At 62.2% G+C, this 15,767-nt stretch carries 14 protein-coding genes; 5 read left to right on the forward strand and 9 right to left on the reverse strand.

Going from position 1 to position 15,767, the window contains the following annotated elements; genetic code table 11:
- Nucleotides 1-39: 39 nt before the first annotated feature.
- The 3 genes from uvrD to zwf all read right to left on the reverse strand — a co-directional run bounded on the left by uvrD (nt 40) and on the right by zwf (nt 4,194).
- Complete coding sequence (gene uvrD / locus ACNFBR_RS18200) at nt 40-2,226, reverse strand: DNA helicase II (RefSeq protein WP_416736189.1); 2,187 nt, start codon at nt 2,224-2,226, stop codon at nt 40-42.
- 118 nt (nt 2,227-2,344) lie between these two features.
- On the reverse strand, nt 2,345-2,662 hold the full coding sequence (locus ACNFBR_RS18205; RefSeq protein WP_416736190.1) for a hypothetical protein: 318 nt from the start codon (nt 2,660-2,662) through the stop codon (nt 2,345-2,347).
- 89 nt (nt 2,663-2,751) lie between these two features.
- Nucleotides 2,752-4,194, reverse strand: coding sequence for a glucose-6-phosphate dehydrogenase (gene zwf, locus ACNFBR_RS18210; protein WP_416736191.1), 1,443 nt, complete (start codon nt 4,192-4,194; stop codon nt 2,752-2,754).
- A gap of 103 nt (nt 4,195-4,297) precedes the next feature.
- Between zwf and hexR the strand changes: the two genes are divergently transcribed.
- Together hexR and ACNFBR_RS18220 are read left to right on the forward strand one after the other, a co-directional pair.
- Entirely contained in the window at nt 4,298-5,164 is an 867-nt protein-coding gene (gene hexR / locus ACNFBR_RS18215) for a transcriptional regulator HexR (RefSeq protein ID WP_003253273.1), read from the forward strand.
- A gap of 212 nt (nt 5,165-5,376) precedes the next feature.
- Nucleotides 5,377-5,595, forward strand: coding sequence for a PA3496 family putative envelope integrity protein (locus ACNFBR_RS18220; protein WP_416736192.1), 219 nt, complete (start codon nt 5,377-5,379; stop codon nt 5,593-5,595).
- Here ACNFBR_RS18220 and ACNFBR_RS18225 read toward each other — a convergent pair.
- Nucleotides 5,537-6,499 (reverse strand): LysR family transcriptional regulator, encoded by a 963-nt coding sequence (locus tag ACNFBR_RS18225; RefSeq protein WP_416736193.1) that lies wholly within the window; start codon nt 6,497-6,499, stop codon nt 5,537-5,539. The two genes, ACNFBR_RS18220 and ACNFBR_RS18225, sit on opposite strands and share 59 nt — an antisense overlap.
- A 190-nt stretch (nt 6,500-6,689) precedes the next feature.
- Between ACNFBR_RS18225 and ACNFBR_RS18230 the strand changes: the two genes are divergently transcribed.
- The gene (locus ACNFBR_RS18230) at nt 6,690-8,105 is read left to right on the forward strand and encodes an acetyl-CoA carboxylase biotin carboxylase subunit (RefSeq protein WP_016712746.1); all 1,416 of its coding nucleotides are present in this window, start codon (nt 6,690-6,692) and stop codon (nt 8,103-8,105) included.
- 11 nt (nt 8,106-8,116) lie between these two features.
- The gene (gene oadA / locus ACNFBR_RS18235; protein ID WP_416736194.1) at nt 8,117-9,925 is read left to right on the forward strand and encodes a sodium-extruding oxaloacetate decarboxylase subunit alpha; all 1,809 of its coding nucleotides are present in this window, start codon (nt 8,117-8,119) and stop codon (nt 9,923-9,925) included.
- Between the two features lie 101 nt (nt 9,926-10,026).
- Here oadA and ACNFBR_RS18240 read toward each other — a convergent pair whose 3' ends face one another.
- Genes ACNFBR_RS18240 through ACNFBR_RS18250 form a run of 3 tightly spaced genes read right to left on the reverse strand, consistent with a single transcriptional unit; the run spans nt 10,027 to nt 11,794 of the window.
- Nucleotides 10,027-10,698: a GNAT family N-acetyltransferase gene (locus ACNFBR_RS18240; RefSeq protein WP_416736195.1), complete on the reverse strand. Its 672-nt coding sequence runs from the start codon at nt 10,696-10,698 to the stop codon at nt 10,027-10,029.
- Nucleotides 10,699-10,705: 7 nt separating this feature from the next.
- Entirely contained in the window at nt 10,706-11,152 is a 447-nt protein-coding gene (locus tag ACNFBR_RS18245; RefSeq protein ID WP_416736196.1) for a GNAT family N-acetyltransferase, read from the reverse strand.
- A 12-nt stretch (nt 11,153-11,164) separates the two neighbouring features.
- Nucleotides 11,165-11,794 carry an FMN-binding negative transcriptional regulator gene (locus ACNFBR_RS18250; RefSeq protein WP_416736197.1) on the reverse strand — a complete coding sequence of 210 codons (630 nt, stop codon included), beginning with the start codon at nt 11,792-11,794 and terminating at the stop codon, nt 11,165-11,167.
- Between the two features lie 90 nt (nt 11,795-11,884).
- Here ACNFBR_RS18250 and ACNFBR_RS18255 point away from each other — a divergent pair, with 90 nt between their 5' ends.
- Nucleotides 11,885-13,414 (forward strand): PLP-dependent aminotransferase family protein, encoded by a 1,530-nt coding sequence (locus tag ACNFBR_RS18255; protein ID WP_416736198.1) that lies wholly within the window; start codon nt 11,885-11,887, stop codon nt 13,412-13,414.
- A 99-nt stretch (nt 13,415-13,513) separates the two neighbouring features.
- Here the strand turns inward: ACNFBR_RS18255 and ACNFBR_RS18260 are convergent, their stop codons facing one another.
- Nucleotides 13,514-14,617: a polyamine ABC transporter substrate-binding protein gene (locus ACNFBR_RS18260; protein ID WP_416736199.1), complete on the reverse strand. Its 1,104-nt coding sequence runs from the start codon at nt 14,615-14,617 to the stop codon at nt 13,514-13,516.
- Nucleotides 14,617-15,660 (reverse strand): histone deacetylase family protein, encoded by a 1,044-nt coding sequence (locus ACNFBR_RS18265; RefSeq protein ID WP_416736200.1) that lies wholly within the window; start codon nt 15,658-15,660, stop codon nt 14,617-14,619. Before ACNFBR_RS18265 ends, ACNFBR_RS18260 begins: the two co-directional genes overlap by 1 nt.
- Between the last annotated feature and the right edge of the window lie 107 nt (nt 15,661-15,767).

The following is a 15,767-nucleotide window of genomic DNA, read 5'->3' on the forward strand; positions in this document are numbered from 1 at the left end:
ATGTTACAAGGCCGCTCCTACAGGGCGGCCTTGTAACATTCAGATGGCCTCGAGCTTGGCATACCCCAGCATCAGCCACTTACTGCCTTCGGCAAAGTTCACTTGCACCCGCGCCTGTGCACCAGAGCCCTCGAAGTTGAGGATAACGCCTTCGCCAAACACCGCATGCTGTACACGCTGGCCAAGGTTGAACGCGGTCTGCGGAATACTGGCATTGGCGAACAGGTTGCTGTTGGTGGCGGTCTTGGTCCCGCCGAATGGGCGGCTGACGCTGTTGGACAGGCGTACTTCCTGAACCAGGCCTGGCGGAATTTCGCGCACGAAACGCGACACCTTGTTGTAGGTCTCGCTGCCGTACAAGCGACGTGTTTCGGCGTAGGTCATGACCAATTGGCGCATGGCGCGGGTGATGCCCACATAGGCCAGGCGCCGTTCCTCTTCCAGGCGGCCAGGTTCTTCCAGGCTCATCTTGTGCGGGAACAGGCCTTCTTCCATGCCCACCAGGAACACATACGGGAACTCCAGGCCTTTGGCGCTGTGCAGGGTCATCAGCTGGATGCTGTCTTCATGCTCGTCGGCCTGAGTATCACCCGCTTCGAGCGAAGCATGACCCAGGAACGCAGACAGCGGCGAGAGGTCGGCGTCGTCGTCGGTGGATTCGAAGTTGCGCGCCGCGCTGACCAGTTCCTCAAGGTTTTCTACCCGTGCCTGACCCTTTTCACCTTTTTCTTCCTGGTGATAGATGATCAGCCCGGACTGCTCGATGGTGGTCTGGGTCATGGTATGCAGCGGCATGTCCACGACCTTGGCTGCCAGCCCCTCGATCAGCTCGATGAATGCCCCCAGGGCACTGGCGGCGCGGCCCTTCAGGGCCTTGGCGGCGAGCAGCTGGCACATGGCTTCCCACATCGACAGCTGGCTGTGGCGGGCGTGCTCGCGGATGGCTTCGACGGTTTTTTCGCCAATACCGCGCGGTGGTACGTTGATCACCCGCTCCAGGGCGGCATCGTTGCCGCGCCCTTCGATCAGCCGCAAGTAAGCCATGGCGTTCTTGATTTCTGCGCGTTCGAAGAAGCGCTGGCCGCCATAGATCCGGTAGGGGATGCGCTCGCGCAGCAGGGCCTCTTCCAGCACCCGCGACTGGGCGTTGGAACGGTACAGGATGGCGATTTCGTTACGCGCATTGCCCTGCTTGACCAGGCTTTCGATGGTTTCCACCACGTAGCGCGCTTCGTCGTGCTCGTTGTAGGCCGCGTACAGGGTCAGTGGTTCGCCTTCGCCCATGTCGGTCCACAGCTCTTTGCCCAGGCGGCCGCTGTTGTTGGCGATCAGGGCGTTGGCGGCCTTGAGGATGCCGCCGGTGGAGCGGTAGTTCTGCTCCAGGCGGATCATTTCGGCGTCGGGGAAGTCGGCGGTGTACTGGTGAATATTCTCGATCTTGGCGCCACGCCAGCCGTAGATCGACTGGTCGTCATCGCCTACCGCCATCAGGCTGTCGCCACCGCGCGCCAACAGGCGCAGCCAGGCGTACTGCACGGCGTTGGTATCCTGGAATTCGTCCACCAGCACGTGGCGGAAGCGCCGCTGGTAGTGCTCCAGCAGGCCTGGGTGGTCGCGCCACAGGTCCAGAGCGCGCAGCAGCAGCTCGGAAAAGTCGATGACCCCGGCGCGCTCGCAGGCTTGCTCGTAGGCGGTATAGACCTCGCGCATGGTCGCCAGGAACAGGTCGCCACCGGCCTGGATATGCTGTGGGCGCAGGCCCTCGTCCTTTTGCCCGTTGATGAACCATTGGGCCTGGCGTGCCGGCCACTTCTGCTCGTCCAGCCCCAGCTCGCGCATCACCCGCTTGATCAGGCGTTGCTGGTCGTCGCTGTCGAGGATCTGGAAGTTCTGCACCAACCGTGCTTCCTGCCAGTGGGCCCGCAGCAGGCGATGGGCCAGGCCGTGGAAAGTGCCTACCCACATGCCCGCCGGGTTGATCCCCAGCAGTTGCTCGATCCGCTGGCGCATTTCTGCTGCAGCCTTGTTGGTGAAGGTCACCGACAGGATCGAATGCGGCGAGGCCTGCTCTACCTGGATCAGCCAGGCGATGCGGTGCACCAGCACGCGGGTTTTACCGGAACCGGCGCCGGCAAGCACCAGTTGACGCCCGAGCGTGGCCGCTACGGCCTGGCGTTGGGCATCGTTGAGGGAATTCAGCAGGAGGGAGAGGTCATCTGTGTGCATCGGGCCATTCTAGGGCGCAGCAGGGGACGGGTAAATGGCACTGTATGAATATTCACCCCTCAGTGCATGCAAAGCGGCCACCGCAAGACATGCGCCTGCAGTGGCCGTCCCGTCTACATCAATGGGTTTCGACGATGTCGGTGATGCAAGCGATCAGTTGGCCGTCATGGAAAATATCCACTTTCGTGATCGAGTCGTGCACTTCATGCGTTTCGAAGAGCACTTCCTTGTCGCAGGCGACTTGCAGGAAGCTGCCGTCTTGTTGCTGCAGTTCAAGCTCCAGGGCCACGCCCATGGACCTGTCTTGCGTGGCACGTTTGACCAGTACCGGCACAATGCCTGGGTGGCTCACGGTTACGGCACCCTGCACGCGCAAGTGGCTGCCCGGCGGCATCTTGTCGTGCTGGGCATGCCAGTCTTTGCATTCGATGATCATTGAGAAACTCCTGTCTTGGGAAGGGCGGGATGCACCTCTCGACTGACAGAGTGCTTGCAGCGTATGCCTGCATTGCAGAGCGAAGCGTTTCAGCTGTGCCAATGCCTGCCATGCCGGGCCAGCAGGCTGTTGGCCTGCTCCGGGCCGTTGTTACCCGCCGGGTAGTGGCGTGGCGCCTGGAAGTGCTCTTCCCAGCCCTTGATGATCGGGTCGACCCACGCCCAAGCTGCTTCCACTTCATCTCGCCGCATGAACAGCGTCGAGTCGCCCTCCAGGATATCCAGCAACAGGCGTTCGTAAGCGCCCCAGCGACGGGTCTGGCCGAACACCTGGGCCAGGTTGAGGTCCAGGTCTACCGGCTCCAGCCGCATGCCCTTGCCGGGGCTTTTGGTCATCATGCGCAGGCTGATGCGTTCGTCCGGTTGCAGTTGGATCAGCAGCTGGTTGACCTGGCCGCCGCTGAACAGCTCATGGGGCACAGGCTTGAACTGGATGACGATCTGCGAGGAGCGCCGGGCCATGCGCTTGCCGGTGCGCAGGTAGAACGGCACGCCAGCCCAGCGCCAGTTGTCGACGTGCGCCTGGACAGCCACGAAGGTTTCGGTGTCGCTGTCGTTGTCCACATCCTTTTCGAAGTAGTAGGCCGGCACTTCCTGGCCGCCAATGTAGCCGGCACCGTACTGGCCGCGCACGGTCTTGTCCTGCACGTCCTGGCCAGTCATGGGTTTGAGGGCACGCAGAACCTTCACTTTCTCGTCGCGCACGGCCTCGGCCTCGAACTGTGCTGGAGGTTCCATGGCCACCAGGCACAACAGCTGCAGCAAGTGGTTCTGGAGCATGTCGCGGGTGGCTCCGGCGTGATCGTAGTAACCTCCGCGGTTCTCTACACCGAGGGTTTCGCAGACGCTGATCTGCACATGGTCGACCTGGCCGTTGCGCCACACAGGTTCTAGCAGGGCGTTGGCAAAGCGCAGCGCCATGAGGTTTTGCACGGTTTCCTTGCCCAGGTAGTGATCGATCCGAAACACCTGGGACTCTTCGAACACTGCGCCGATCGCTTCGTTGATGGCGGTGGCCGATTGTTGCGAATGGCCGATCGGCTTTTCCAGCACGATGCGCGCCTCGCTGTCGGCCAGCCCTGCGATACGCAAGTGGTTGGCGATTGGCACGAACAGGGTGGGGGCGGTGGCCAGGTAGAAGATGCGGGTCAGCCCACCAGGTTCGCCGAGGTAGCGCGCCAGGCGGCCGAAGTCGGCACTTTGCGAGGCGTCCATGGGGAAGTAGTCGAGGCGCGCGGCAAAGCGTTGCCATACCTCTTCGTCGAAGTCGGTGCGGGCAATCTGCGCCCGGCAGTGGCGTTCTGCGAGCTTGAGATACTCGTTACGGCTGAGGTTGCGGCGGGCGAGGGCAATGATGCGTACGGCATTGTTCAGACGCGCCTCGCGATACAAGTGGTAGAGCGCCGGAAGCAGTTTGTGCAGGGCCAGGTCGCCGGTGCCACCGAACACCAGAATGTCGCAAGGAATAGTCAAACCGCCACTCTCCACGTTCGTTTAACTGGGCGGGTTGGCGTCCATGTAGTATAACTACAAGAAAGCTACAACCCGGCCAGCCGATCATAACCGAGTCCAGCCTGTGAATCTGTTGCAACATATCGCCCAATCGCGCCACCTGCTGCGCAAATCGGAACTCAAAGTGGCCGACCACGTGCTGCTCGACCCGGCTGCCGTCATGCACAGCTCCATGGCCGATCTGGCGCACAGTGTGGGCATCAGCGAACCGACCATCGTGCGCTTCTGCCGGGCGATCGGTTGTTCGGGCTTCCAGGACCTGAAGCTGAAGCTGGCGCAGAGCCTGGCCGCCGGGGCCAGTTTCGGCCAGTTCGCCATCCATGAAGACGACTCTGTCGCCGACTACAGCCTGAAAATCTTCGATACCACCCTGCACACCCTGATGGAAGTGCGCGAGCACCTCGACCCGCAGGCCCTGCAGCAGGCCGTGAGTGCCATGGCCCAGGCACAGCGTGTTGAGTTCTATGGCTTTGGTGCCTCCGGTGCGGTGGCGGCCGATGCCCAGCACAAGTTCTTCCGCCTGCTGCTCAGTGCCGCTGCTTATTCCGACCCGCACATGCAGGCGATGTCGGCGGTTACCCTGAAGCCGGGTGATGTGGCGGTGTGTATTTCCCAGTCGGGGCGCTCCAAGGACCTGCTGATCACCGCCAACCTGGTGCGTGAGAGCGGCGCCAACCTGATTACCCTGTGCCCAAGCCAGACGCCGCTTGCCGAGTTGTCCACGGTCAACCTGGCGATCGACGTGCATGAGGACACCGAAATCTATACCCCGCTGACCTCGCGTATTGCCCATTTGGTGGTGATCGACGTACTGGCCATGGGTGTGGCCATGGCGCGTGGGCCGAGCCTGGTCAACCACCTGAAAAGCGTCAAGCGCAGCTTGCGCAGCCTGCGTTTGTCGCCCAAGTCGATCAAGGCTACAGACGACTGAATTCAACCTGTACTGGCCTCTTCGCGGGCAAGCCCGCTCCCACAGGTACTGCACTGCCCTTGAGGCTGGCAAGTATCCTGTGGGAGCGGGCTTGCCCGCGAAGAGGCCGTTACAGACGCAACAAATTTCACTGTTTTGTCACCATTCCACAGCCAAACCGTAAACCATCCAGGCCAGTCTGAAACTCCCGCATCCTATCTGGGAGACAGGCAATGGCTCGTGACTTCGACGGTACGTACCAACCCAACGCCAAGGCTCGCAAGCAGCAGGAAAAGGATCAGCGCCGCATGGAATACCGCCGCGCGATCGAAAGCTATTGCGACCAACGTCAACTGCTCCGCGACCTGGTGGACTACCCCGAGTTGCAAGAACTCACGGTATGGCGGGCGTCGGCGGCAACTTCCCCGAAAAACGCTCAACAAGCGCGCTGATCAGCGCACGTTCGCTGCGGATGAATGCCAGAAAGGCCAAGGCCACCGGCGACTGTCGCTTGGCCTTGGACTGCACCACGCACCAGCTGCGGTATAGCGGCAGCTCCTCTACCGGCAGTTCCTTCAGCACCCCGGTGGCCAGTTCCAGGTTGACCGCGTGGCGGGTCAGCAGGGCCACTCCCAGGCCAGCGATCACGCATTCGCGCTGGGCATCGGCCGAGGCTACCTCCAGGGTCTGGGTGAAGTGCACGCGTTTGTCCTTGAAGTACTCTTCGCAAGCCTTGCGCGTCCCCGAACCTTGTTCACGGACCAACAGGGTATGAGGCTCCAGGTCCTGCAGGCGCAACTGCTCCAGCTTGCACAGCGGGTGCTCGGGCGGCGCCACGGCAACGATCGGGTTGTTGAGAAACGGCAGAAACTCCAGGCCCATGTCCTGGGGCACCATCGACATGATGATCAGGTCGTCGCGGTTGTCGGAAAGGCGGCGGATGGCCTGGGCGCGGTTGACCACCGTCAGCGTCAGGTTGACCTCCGGGTGACGTTGCTTGAAGGCGGCGAACAGGTGTGGCACGAAGTACTTGGCACTGGACTCGATGGCCAGCTTCAATTGCCCCTGCAATGAACCCTGCATGTCCGACAGCTGCATGTCCAGGCTCTCCAGGCGCCCGAAAATATCGTGGCTGGCGCGTTGCAGGGCTTCGGCCGCTTCGGTCAGGTAGAGCTTCTTGCCCACGTACTCGAACAGCGGTTGGCCGATCAGCTCTTCAAGCTGGCGGATCTGTAGACTAACGGCGGGTTGCGTCAGCGACATCTCTTCCGCCGCACGGCTGTATGAGCGTAAATCGCACACCTCATTGAAGATCTGCAATTGACGCAAAGTCATACGCATCAAGGACTTACGCATTTTCTGTCTCGCCTTCGGCAACACCTTGTTACCGCACTATAAGCTTTTGCTAATACAGCCTCTAACAAATATTGATTTTTGTTTATCGACCTACAGCGCTAGGGTGAATATGCGACTGGCCAGCGACGTCTGGTCACGCGCCGACCGGTAGAACCGGCTCGACTGTTCCTACGGCTTTGGGAAGACTCCAGTGATAAAAAAAATCCTGATCGCCAACCGAGGTGAAATCGCAGTTCGGATCGTGCGTGCCTGCGCCGAGATGGGCATTCGCTCGGTAGCGATCTATTCCGACGCCGACCGGCATGCCTTGCACGTCAAGCGCGCCGACGAAGCCCACAGCATCGGTGCCGAGCCGCTGGCCGGCTACCTGAACCCGCGCAAGCTGGTGAACCTGGCTGTGGAAACCGGCTGTGATGCCCTGCACCCGGGCTATGGTTTCCTGTCGGAAAACGCTGAACTGGCAGAGATCTGCGCCGAGCGCGGGATCAAGTTCATCGGCCCGGCCGCCGACGTGATTCGCCGCATGGGCGACAAGACCGAAGCGCGCCGTACCATGATCGCCGCCGGTGTGCCGGTAACCCCGGGCACCGAAGGCAACGTTGCCGATATCCATGAAGCCCTGAGCGAAGGTGACCGCATCGGTTATCCGGTGATGCTCAAGGCCACCTCCGGTGGTGGCGGCCGTGGTATTCGCCGTTGCAACAGCCGCGAAGAACTGGAACAGAACTTCCCTCGGGTGATTTCCGAGGCCACCAAGGCCTTTGGTTCGGCCGAAGTGTTCCTGGAAAAGTGCATCGTCAACCCCAAGCACATCGAGGCGCAGATCCTCGGTGACAGCTTTGGCAACGTGGTGCACCTGTTCGAGCGCGATTGCTCGATCCAGCGCCGTAACCAGAAGCTCATCGAAATCGCCCCAAGCCCACAGCTCACGCCCGAGCAGCGCGCCTATATCGGCGACCTGGCGGTGCGAGCGGCCAAGGCGGTGAACTACGAGAACGCCGGTACCGTGGAGTTTTTGCTCGCCGATGGCGAGGTGTACTTCATGGAAATGAACACCCGGGTGCAGGTGGAGCACACCATCACCGAGGAAATCACCGGTATCGACATCGTCCGTGAACAGATCCGCATTGCCTCGGGCCTGCCGCTGTCGGTCAAGCAAGAAGACATTCAGCACCGCGGTTACGCACTGCAGTTCCGTATCAACGCCGAAGACCCGAAGAACAACTTCCTGCCAAGTTTCGGCAAGATCACCCGTTACTACGCCCCCGGCGGCCCGGGCGTGCGCACCGACACGGCGATCTACACCGGTTACACCATTCCACCGTTCTACGACTCCATGTGCCTGAAGTTGGTGGTGTGGGCGTTGACCTGGGAAGAAGCCATGGACCGCGGCCTGCGGGCCCTGGACGACATGCGTGTGCAAGGGGTGAAGACCACCGCCGCGTACTACCAGGAAATCCTGCGCAATCCGGAATTCCGTAGCGGCCAGTTCAATACCAGCTTCGTCGAAAGCCACCCTGAACTGACCAACTACTCGATCAAGCGCAAACCCGAAGAGCTGGCCCTGGCCATCGCCGCCGCCATCGCCGCCCACGCAGGCCTGTGAGGAACCCCATAATGTCCAAGAAAATTCACGTAACCGACACGATCCTGCGCGACGCCCACCAGTCCCTGCTGGCCACCCGCATGCGTACCGAAGACATGCTGCCGATCTGCGACAAGCTCGACAAGGTCGGCTACTGGTCGCTGGAAGTCTGGGGTGGCGCCACCTTTGACGCTTGCGTGCGCTTCCTCAAGGAAGACCCGTGGGAGCGCCTGCGCAAACTGCGCGCAGCGCTGCCCAACACCCGCCTGCAAATGCTGCTGCGCGGCCAGAACCTGCTGGGCTACCGCCACTACAGCGACGACGTGGTCAAGGCCTTCGTCGCCAAGGCAGCCGTCAACGGCATCGATGTTTTCCGTATTTTCGACGCCATGAACGACGTGCGTAACCTGCGCGTGGCCATCGAAGCGGTCAAGGCCGCCGGCAAGCACGCCCAGGGCACCATCGCCTACACCACCAGCCCCGTGCACACCATCGAAGCCTTCGTGAACCAGGCCAAGCAGATGGAAGCCATGGGTTGCGACTCGGTGGCGATCAAGGACATGGCCGGCCTGCTGACCCCGTTCGCCACTGGCGAGCTGGTCAAGGCGCTGAAGGCCGAGCAGTCGCTGCCGGTGTTCATCCACTCCCACGATACTGCCGGCCTGGCTGCCATGTGCCAGCTCAAGGCTGTGGAAAACGGCGCCGACCACATCGACACCGCCATTTCCAGCTTCGCCTGGGGCACCAGCCACCCGGGTACCGAGTCGATGGTTGCCGCGCTCAAGGGCAGCGAATTCGACACTGGCCTGGACCTGGAGCTGTTGCAGGAAATCGGCCTGTACTTCTACGCCGTGCGCAAGAAGTACCACCAGTTTGAAAGCGAGTTCACCGCCGTGGACACCCGCGTGCAGGTCAACCAGGTGCCGGGCGGCATGATTTCCAACCTGGCCAACCAGTTGAAAGAGCAGGGCGCTCTCAACCGCATGAACGAAGTGCTGGCCGAAATCCCGCGTGTGCGTGAAGACCTCGGTTTCCCGCCGCTGGTGACGCCGACCTCGCAGATCGTCGGCACCCAGGCGTTCTTCAACGTGCTCGCCGGTGAGCGCTACAAGACCATCACCAACGAGGTGAAGCTGTACCTGCAAGGCGGTTACGGCAAGGCGCCAGGCGTGGTCAACGAGCAGCTGCGCCGCCAGGCGATCGGCAGCGAAGAAGTGATCGACGTGCGCCCGGCCGACCTGCTGAAGCCTGAGATGGCCAAGCTGCGTGGCGACATCGGTGCCTTGGCCCGTTGCGAAGAAGACGTGCTGACCTTCGCCATGTTCCCGGACATCGGCCGCAAGTTCCTCGAAGAACGCGAAGCCGGCACCCTGACGCCCGAAGCCCTGCTGCCAATTCCGGAAGCCGGCGCCGTGGCTGCCCCGGGCGGTGAGGGCGTACCGACCGAGTTCGTCATCGACGTGCACGGCGAAACCTACCGCGTCGACATCACCGGTGTGGGCGTGAAGGCCGAAGGCAAGCGCCACTTCTACCTGTCCATCGACGGCATGCCGGAAGAAGTGGTGTTCGAGCCACTCAACGAGTTCGTCGGCGGCGGCGGCAGCAAGCGCAAGCAAGCCACCGACCCTGGCCACGTCAGCACCACCATGCCAGGCAACATCGTCGATGTGCTGGTCAAGGAGGGCGACATGGTCAAGGCTGGCCAGGCCGTGCTGATCACCGAAGCCATGAAGATGGAGACCGAAGTGCAGGCAGCCATCGCCGGCAAGGTCGTGGCCATCCATGTGGCCAAGGGCGATCGCGTGACGCCGGGTGAAATCCTGATCGAGATCGAGGGCTGATTAGGCCCTCATCCACAAGCGGTTTACCTCTGGGGAGCGGATGCTCCCCTTTTTTTTGTGCTGCATTTGATGGCCATGTCGCCGGCAAGCCAATACAAAAATCAACCTTTGCGGCACGCTTCCAATGTTTGTCGCTGCCCGCCTGGCTGCTGATTATCTTCCTCCAACCACCGCTCGAACCCGGCAGCCACCGCCGGCCATTCATCATCGGTAATCGAATACCAGGCCGTATCGCGGTTGTGGTCCTTCACCACCAGGTGTTTGCGGAAAACCCCTTCGTAGGTGAAGCCAAAACGCTCCGCTGCACGCTTTGAGCGGGCGTTGGCGTTGTTGCACTTCCACTCCAGCCGGCGGTTACCCAGTTCGAAGCCTAGCTTGGCCAGCAGATAGACGGCCTCGGTGCTCTTCGGCGTGCGCTGCATAGGGGCGCCGAAGGCGATGTGGCCGATCTCGATGCGGCCGTGGTCGGGCACGATCGACATCAGCGTCAGCACGCCCTGGGCCTGGCCGCTGGCGCGGTCGATGACGGTGTAGTACAGCGGGTCGTGGCCTGCGGCGTTGCCTTCCAGCCAGCGGTCGAAGGCGGCACGCTCAGGGAACGGGCCGTAGGGTAGGTAGTCCCACAGCACCGGGTCGGAGGCCGGCCCTTGCAGCACCTCCCACAGGTCGTCGCCATGGCGTGCTGGTTCGAGCTTTTCCAGGCGGATGAAGCGGCCTTCGATGGGCTCGGCCTTGGGCGTTGCGGCGGGTTTCCAGTTCAATGCGTCAGTCATGTTCGGCCTACAAGCCTTTGCGGAATTGGATGAAGCCCGAGCGCTCGGCAACCTGCTGATACAGGCTGATGGCGGTGGCGTTGGTTTCGTGGGTCAGCCAGTGCACTTTGATGCAGTTGTCGGCCTTGGCAGTGGCGTAGACGTGCTCGATCAACTGCCGACCAATGCCAAGGCCACGCTGGGTGCTGTCCACGTACAGGTCCTGCAGGTAGCAGGCATTCTCGATGCTCCAGTTGGAGCGATGGTAGATGAAGTTGACCATCCCCACCGCCTTGCCATCGACCCAGGCCAATGCCGAATGGGTTGGCTCACTGGGGTCGAGCAGGCGCTGCCAGGTGCTCAGGCTGACTTCATCGGCCAACTCGGTTTCGTAGAAGTGCAAGTAAGCCTGCCACAGGGCGTGCCAGGCGGCGTGATCCTGGGCGGTGACAGGGCGTAGGGTAACGCTAGACATGGGGCTATTCCTTCAGAGTTGGCGCATGTGCGCCGCGAGTTGATTGTCCAGTTGATCGCGGCTGGCGCTCAGGCCTTCGCGCACGCCGGCGATGTCTTGTTCGGAGCGATTTTGGCTGAGCTTGCGCGCACCCTGCAGGCGGGCGATGGGCAGGCGGATACCGACGATGGCGCGGAGCATGCCGTCGAGGTAGTCAGCAGGGGCATCGGTGACTTTCCACGGTTCGTTGCGACCTTGTTCGTGGCGGTCGGTCAGGCGGCTAACGATTGAAAGCAGCGGCTCGGCCTCATGGATAACTTCGGCCGGGCCGTAGGCGTGCACAGCCAGGTAGTTCCAGGTTGGCACCACCTTGGGGTTATCGGCCTTGCTTGGATAGTAGCTGGGGCTGACATAGGCATCGGCGCCGGGAAACACCAGCAGCGCTTCGCCGCCTTGCTCCAGGTCCTGCCATTGGCGGTTGGCCCGGGCCAGGTGGGCATACACCGTGCCGAACTCGCCCTCGGCGGTATCGACCAGCACTGGCAGGTGCGTGGCCAGCAGGCCCTGCTCGCCCTGGCTGACCAGAACGGCAAGGCGAGTGTCCAGCATGTGCTGGTGCAGGCGGGCGAGGTCGTGTTCCTGGTGCGGCTTGCTGTTGTACATGGGCAGGATCCTTGTCGAATGGCTTCATCCTAGGCAGGCTATTGGCTCTGGGTAAGAGCCATTACTGTCTGATTTGATAGGTCCAATGCCATGAGCGAGCATCCCCTCATACTGCCTTTCGACCCCGCTGGCATCGCCCTTGATCGCCGCCGTGGGCTTAGCCAGCAGCTTTACCAGGCGTTGCGTGCGCGGGTACTGGATGGGCGCCTGAGCAGTGGTACGCGGTTGCCGGCCACGCGCGACCTGGCTGGCATGCTGGCGCTGTCGCGCAACAGCGTGGTGCGTGCCTATGACCAACTGTATGCCGAGGGCTACATTGAAAGCCGGGTCGGTGATGGCACTTACGTCAGCCGGCTGCCGAAACTATCCACACAAGTATCCACAGGGTTATCCCAGGGGTTATCAACAGGCTTATCCACATTTCTTGAAGAAAATACTGATGATTTATCCAGCGCACGGCGTTTGAGCGAGCCCTTGCAGCGCCTGAGAACTAGCCACTTGTCCCCCCCCAGAAGTGGTGCGCCTCGTGCTTTTCGCGTCGGTATTCCGGCGTTCGACCTGTTCCCATTTGACGTCTGGGCCAAGCTGCAGGCGGGTTTCTGGCGCAACCCAGCCCCCGCGCAGTTGGGTTACGGTGACCCGGCAGGTGAGCCGGCTTTGCGCGAGTTGATCGCGGCCTATTTACGCCGCTCGCGGGGGCTGAGCTGCACGGCTGAACAAATTGTGATCACCAGTGGTGCGCAGCAAGCCATCAGCCTTTGTGCACAGTTGCTATTGCAGCCTGGCGACGCTGTGGCTGTGGAAAACCCAGGCTATCGGGCGGCTGGTCATGCATTCACGCTGGCGGGCGGCCGAGTGCTTGGCGTGCCGGTGGATGAAGATGGCATGGATAGCGGCCGGCTAGAGCAGTTGCCGGACTGCCGCTTGGCCTACGTCACGCCTGCTCACCAATACCCGACCGGGGTGACCATGAGCCTGGCGCGCCGCCTGGAGTTGCTGGCCTGGGCTGAACGCAACGATGGATGGATAATCGAGGACGACTACGACGGCGAATATCGCTACAGCGGCGCACCGCTGGCCCCCTTGGCGGCGCTCGACCGGCACGGGCGGGTGCTGTACGTCGGCACCTTCGGCAAGATCGCCTTCCCGGCGTTGCGCCTTGGCTACCTGGTGCTCCCGCCACAGCTGGCGCAGGCGTTCAGCCAGGGCAAGGCGCTGGCGGTGCGGCATTCGGAGGTCAGCTGCCAGTGCGTGATGGCAGAGTTCATGGCCCGCGGGCATTTTCAGCGGCATATCCGCCGCATGCGCAAGGCGGCCCTGAACCGGCGCAATGTGCTCAAGGCCGGTTGGCCTGTGGATATTCCGGGGTTGGGCGCAATGCCGGAAGTGGCGGCTGGGCTGCATGTGAAAGTGGATGTGGATAACTTTGCACGGGAGCAGGCGTTGGTGGCCAAGGCAGAGGCGGTGGGTGTGGAGGTGACGCCGCTGAGCAACTTCTGGTTGGCTGACAGCGAGGTGCCTGTGGATAAGCGAGCGGGGCTGGTGCTGGGGTTTGCGGCGGTGCCGGAGGGGGAGATTGCCGAGGCCCTGATGAAACTGCGCAAAGCCTGGAGAAAGTGAATGGGGCCGCTGCGCGGCCCTTCGCGGGCATGCCCGCTCCCACAGAGTAGGGTGATAGCCGATCAATGTGGGAGCGGGCGTGCCCGCGAAGCAGGCGACTCAGGTACCGGACTTTATCCGCGTCCAGGCCCGGGTCCGCGCCCGTTCGGCATCCCGTGCCAGTGGCTTGAGGGTATACAGCTTGGCCATCGCCTCCGCCGTCGGATACAGGTTGGGGTTGTTGCGAATCGTTGGGTTCACCTTGGCGGTGGCGTCCTTGTTCGGGTTCGGATAGCCAACGAAGTCACTGATCGGCGCAATCACCTCTGGTCGCAGCAGGTAGTTGATGAACGTATGTGCATCCTCCGGGTTGGCTGCACCCTTCGGAATCGACAGCATATCGAACCAGATCGGTGCGCCTTCCTTGGGCAGGCGCATGTCCACCACCACGCCGTTCTTCGCCTCACGGGCTCGGTTGGCAGCCTGCGAGAAGCTGCCGCTGTAGCCCACCGCCACGCAGATGTCGCCATTGGCGATGTCTGCCATGTACTTCGAGGAGTGGAAGTAGGTGATATGCGGACGAATCTTCAACATCAGCGCCTCGGCCTGCTTGTAGTCGGCCGGTTTGTCGCTGTTCGGCGGTAAGCCCAGGTACTGCAGGGCCAGCGGCATGATCTCCGACGGCGAGTCGAGCAGGGCCACGCCGCACTGTTTGAGCTTGGCGATGTTCTCTTCCTTGAAGATCAGGTCCCAGCTGTCCACCGGCGCGTTGTCGCCCAGCGCTGCCTTGACCTTGGCCGGGTTGAAGCCGATCAGCACGGTGCCATACATGTACGGCACGGCGAACTTGTTGCCCGGGTCGTTGGCCTCGATCAGCTTCATCAGCGCGGGGTCCAGGTGCTGCCAGTTGGGCAGCTTGCTGCGGTCCAGCGGCTGGAATACCCCGGCTTCGATCTGCTTGGCGAGGAACACGTTGGACGGTACCACCACGTCATAGCCGGAGTTGCCGGTGAGCAGCTTGGCCTCCAGCGCCTCGTTGGTGTCGAAGATGTCGTACACCAGCTTGACGCCGCTGTCCTTCTGGAAGTCGGTCAAGGTCTGCGGGGTGATGTAATCGAACCAGTTATACACACGCAAGGTGCGCTGCTCGGCTTGCGCGTGCAGGGCTCCGGTGAACAGGGTGGCAGCGATGAACGGGGTGAGCAGACGCTTGAGTCGAACCATTACCGGGCTCCTGGCTGGGCGCGCTGGAAGCCTTCCAGCACATTGACCGCGTTGATACCGATTTCTTCCACAGCGTAGCCGCCTTCCATCACGAACAGGGTCGGCTTGCCGAGCTGGCCGATGCGCTTGCCCATCTCCAGGTAGTCCGGGCTGTCCAGCTTGAACTGGGAGATCGGGTCGTCCTTGAAGGTGTCCACACCCAGGGAGATGACCAGTACATCGGCGTCATAGCTGGCGATGCGCTGGCAGGCGTCTTCCAGGGCGGCGCTCCAGGCGGCCCAGTCGCTACCCGCCGGCAACGGGTAGTTGATGTTGCAGCCCTCGCCGGCACCTTCGCCGGTTTCATCGGCGTAGCCGAGGAAGAACGGGAACTCGTCCTGTGGGTCACCATGGATCGAGGCGAAGAACACGTCGTCGCGGCTGTAGAAGATGTCCTGGGTACCGTTGCCGTGGTGGTAGTCGACGTCGAGGATGGCGACCCTGCGACGGCCTTGGTCGAGGAAGGCCTGGGCGGCGATGGCAGCGTTGTTCAGGTAGCAGTAGCCGCCCATCACTTCGCCAGCGGCGTGGTGCCCTGGCGGACGGCACAGCGCGAAGGCCGAATGGGCGCCTTGCTGGATCGCTGCCTGGGCGGTAAGGGCGACCTGGGCGGCGCTGTAGGCCGCTTGCCAGGTGCCGGCGGTGATCGGTGCACCAGCATCGAAACTGTAGTAGCCCAGCTCACCGTGCAGGCCGGTGGGTTTTACCTGGCGCAGGGTGCGCGCGGGCCAGGTGAAGGGCAGCAGGTCGCCTTCCTGGCCAAGTGCGGCCCAGCGGGCCCAGGCGCCCTCGAAGAAGTCCAGGTAGTCGGCGCTGTGGATGCGCAGCAATGGCGTGCGGCCAAAATCGGTAGGGCCCTGGATATCGCCGAGGTTGCGCTTTTTGACCTGATCCAGCACATGGTCGGCGCGCGAAGGCATTTCGAAACAGGGCATCAGCTTGCCGTCGATCAGCTCGCAGCGGCCGTGGTGCAGGCGGTGATCATCGGAATAGATCGTCAGCATTGTTGTTCTCCGGTGGGGACTGGCGTGGCTCCATTGTCATGGGCGGGTCAGTAGCGGAGAACGACGCAAACGGCCAAAAGGGGATCGATGTGGCCAAGCTCTTTGGC

Origin of the sequence: Pseudomonas sp. NY11955, from assembly GCF_048068035.1 — a bacterium.
GTDB lineage: Bacteria > Pseudomonadota > Gammaproteobacteria > Pseudomonadales > Pseudomonadaceae > Aquipseudomonas.

Coding starts and splice junctions, on each gene's coding strand:
- oadA (WP_416736194.1), top strand. CDS start 8,117: ATGTCCAAGAAAATTCACGTAACCGACACGATCCTGCGCGACGCCCAC.
- ACNFBR_RS18255 (WP_416736198.1), top strand. CDS start 11,885: ATGAGCGAGCATCCCCTCATACTGCCTTTCGACCCCGCTGGCATCGCC.
- ACNFBR_RS18260 (WP_416736199.1), bottom strand. CDS start 14,617: ATGGTTCGACTCAAGCGTCTGCTCACCCCGTTCATCGCTGCCACCCTG.
- ACNFBR_RS18265 (WP_416736200.1), bottom strand. CDS start 15,660: ATGCTGACGATCTATTCCGATGATCACCGCCTGCACCACGGCCGCTGC.
- ACNFBR_RS18225 (WP_416736193.1), bottom strand. CDS start 6,499: ATGCGTAAGTCCTTGATGCGTATGACTTTGCGTCAATTGCAGATCTTC.
- uvrD (WP_416736189.1), bottom strand. CDS start 2,226: ATGCACACAGATGACCTCTCCCTCCTGCTGAATTCCCTCAACGATGCC.
- ACNFBR_RS18245 (WP_416736196.1), bottom strand. CDS start 11,152: ATGTCTAGCGTTACCCTACGCCCTGTCACCGCCCAGGATCACGCCGCC.
- ACNFBR_RS18220 (WP_416736192.1), top strand. CDS start 5,377: ATGGCTCGTGACTTCGACGGTACGTACCAACCCAACGCCAAGGCTCGC.
- ACNFBR_RS18240 (WP_416736195.1), bottom strand. CDS start 10,698: ATGACTGACGCATTGAACTGGAAACCCGCCGCAACGCCCAAGGCCGAG.
- ACNFBR_RS18250 (WP_416736197.1), bottom strand. CDS start 11,794: ATGTACAACAGCAAGCCGCACCAGGAACACGACCTCGCCCGCCTGCAC.
- ACNFBR_RS18205 (WP_416736190.1), bottom strand. CDS start 2,662: ATGATCATCGAATGCAAAGACTGGCATGCCCAGCACGACAAGATGCCG.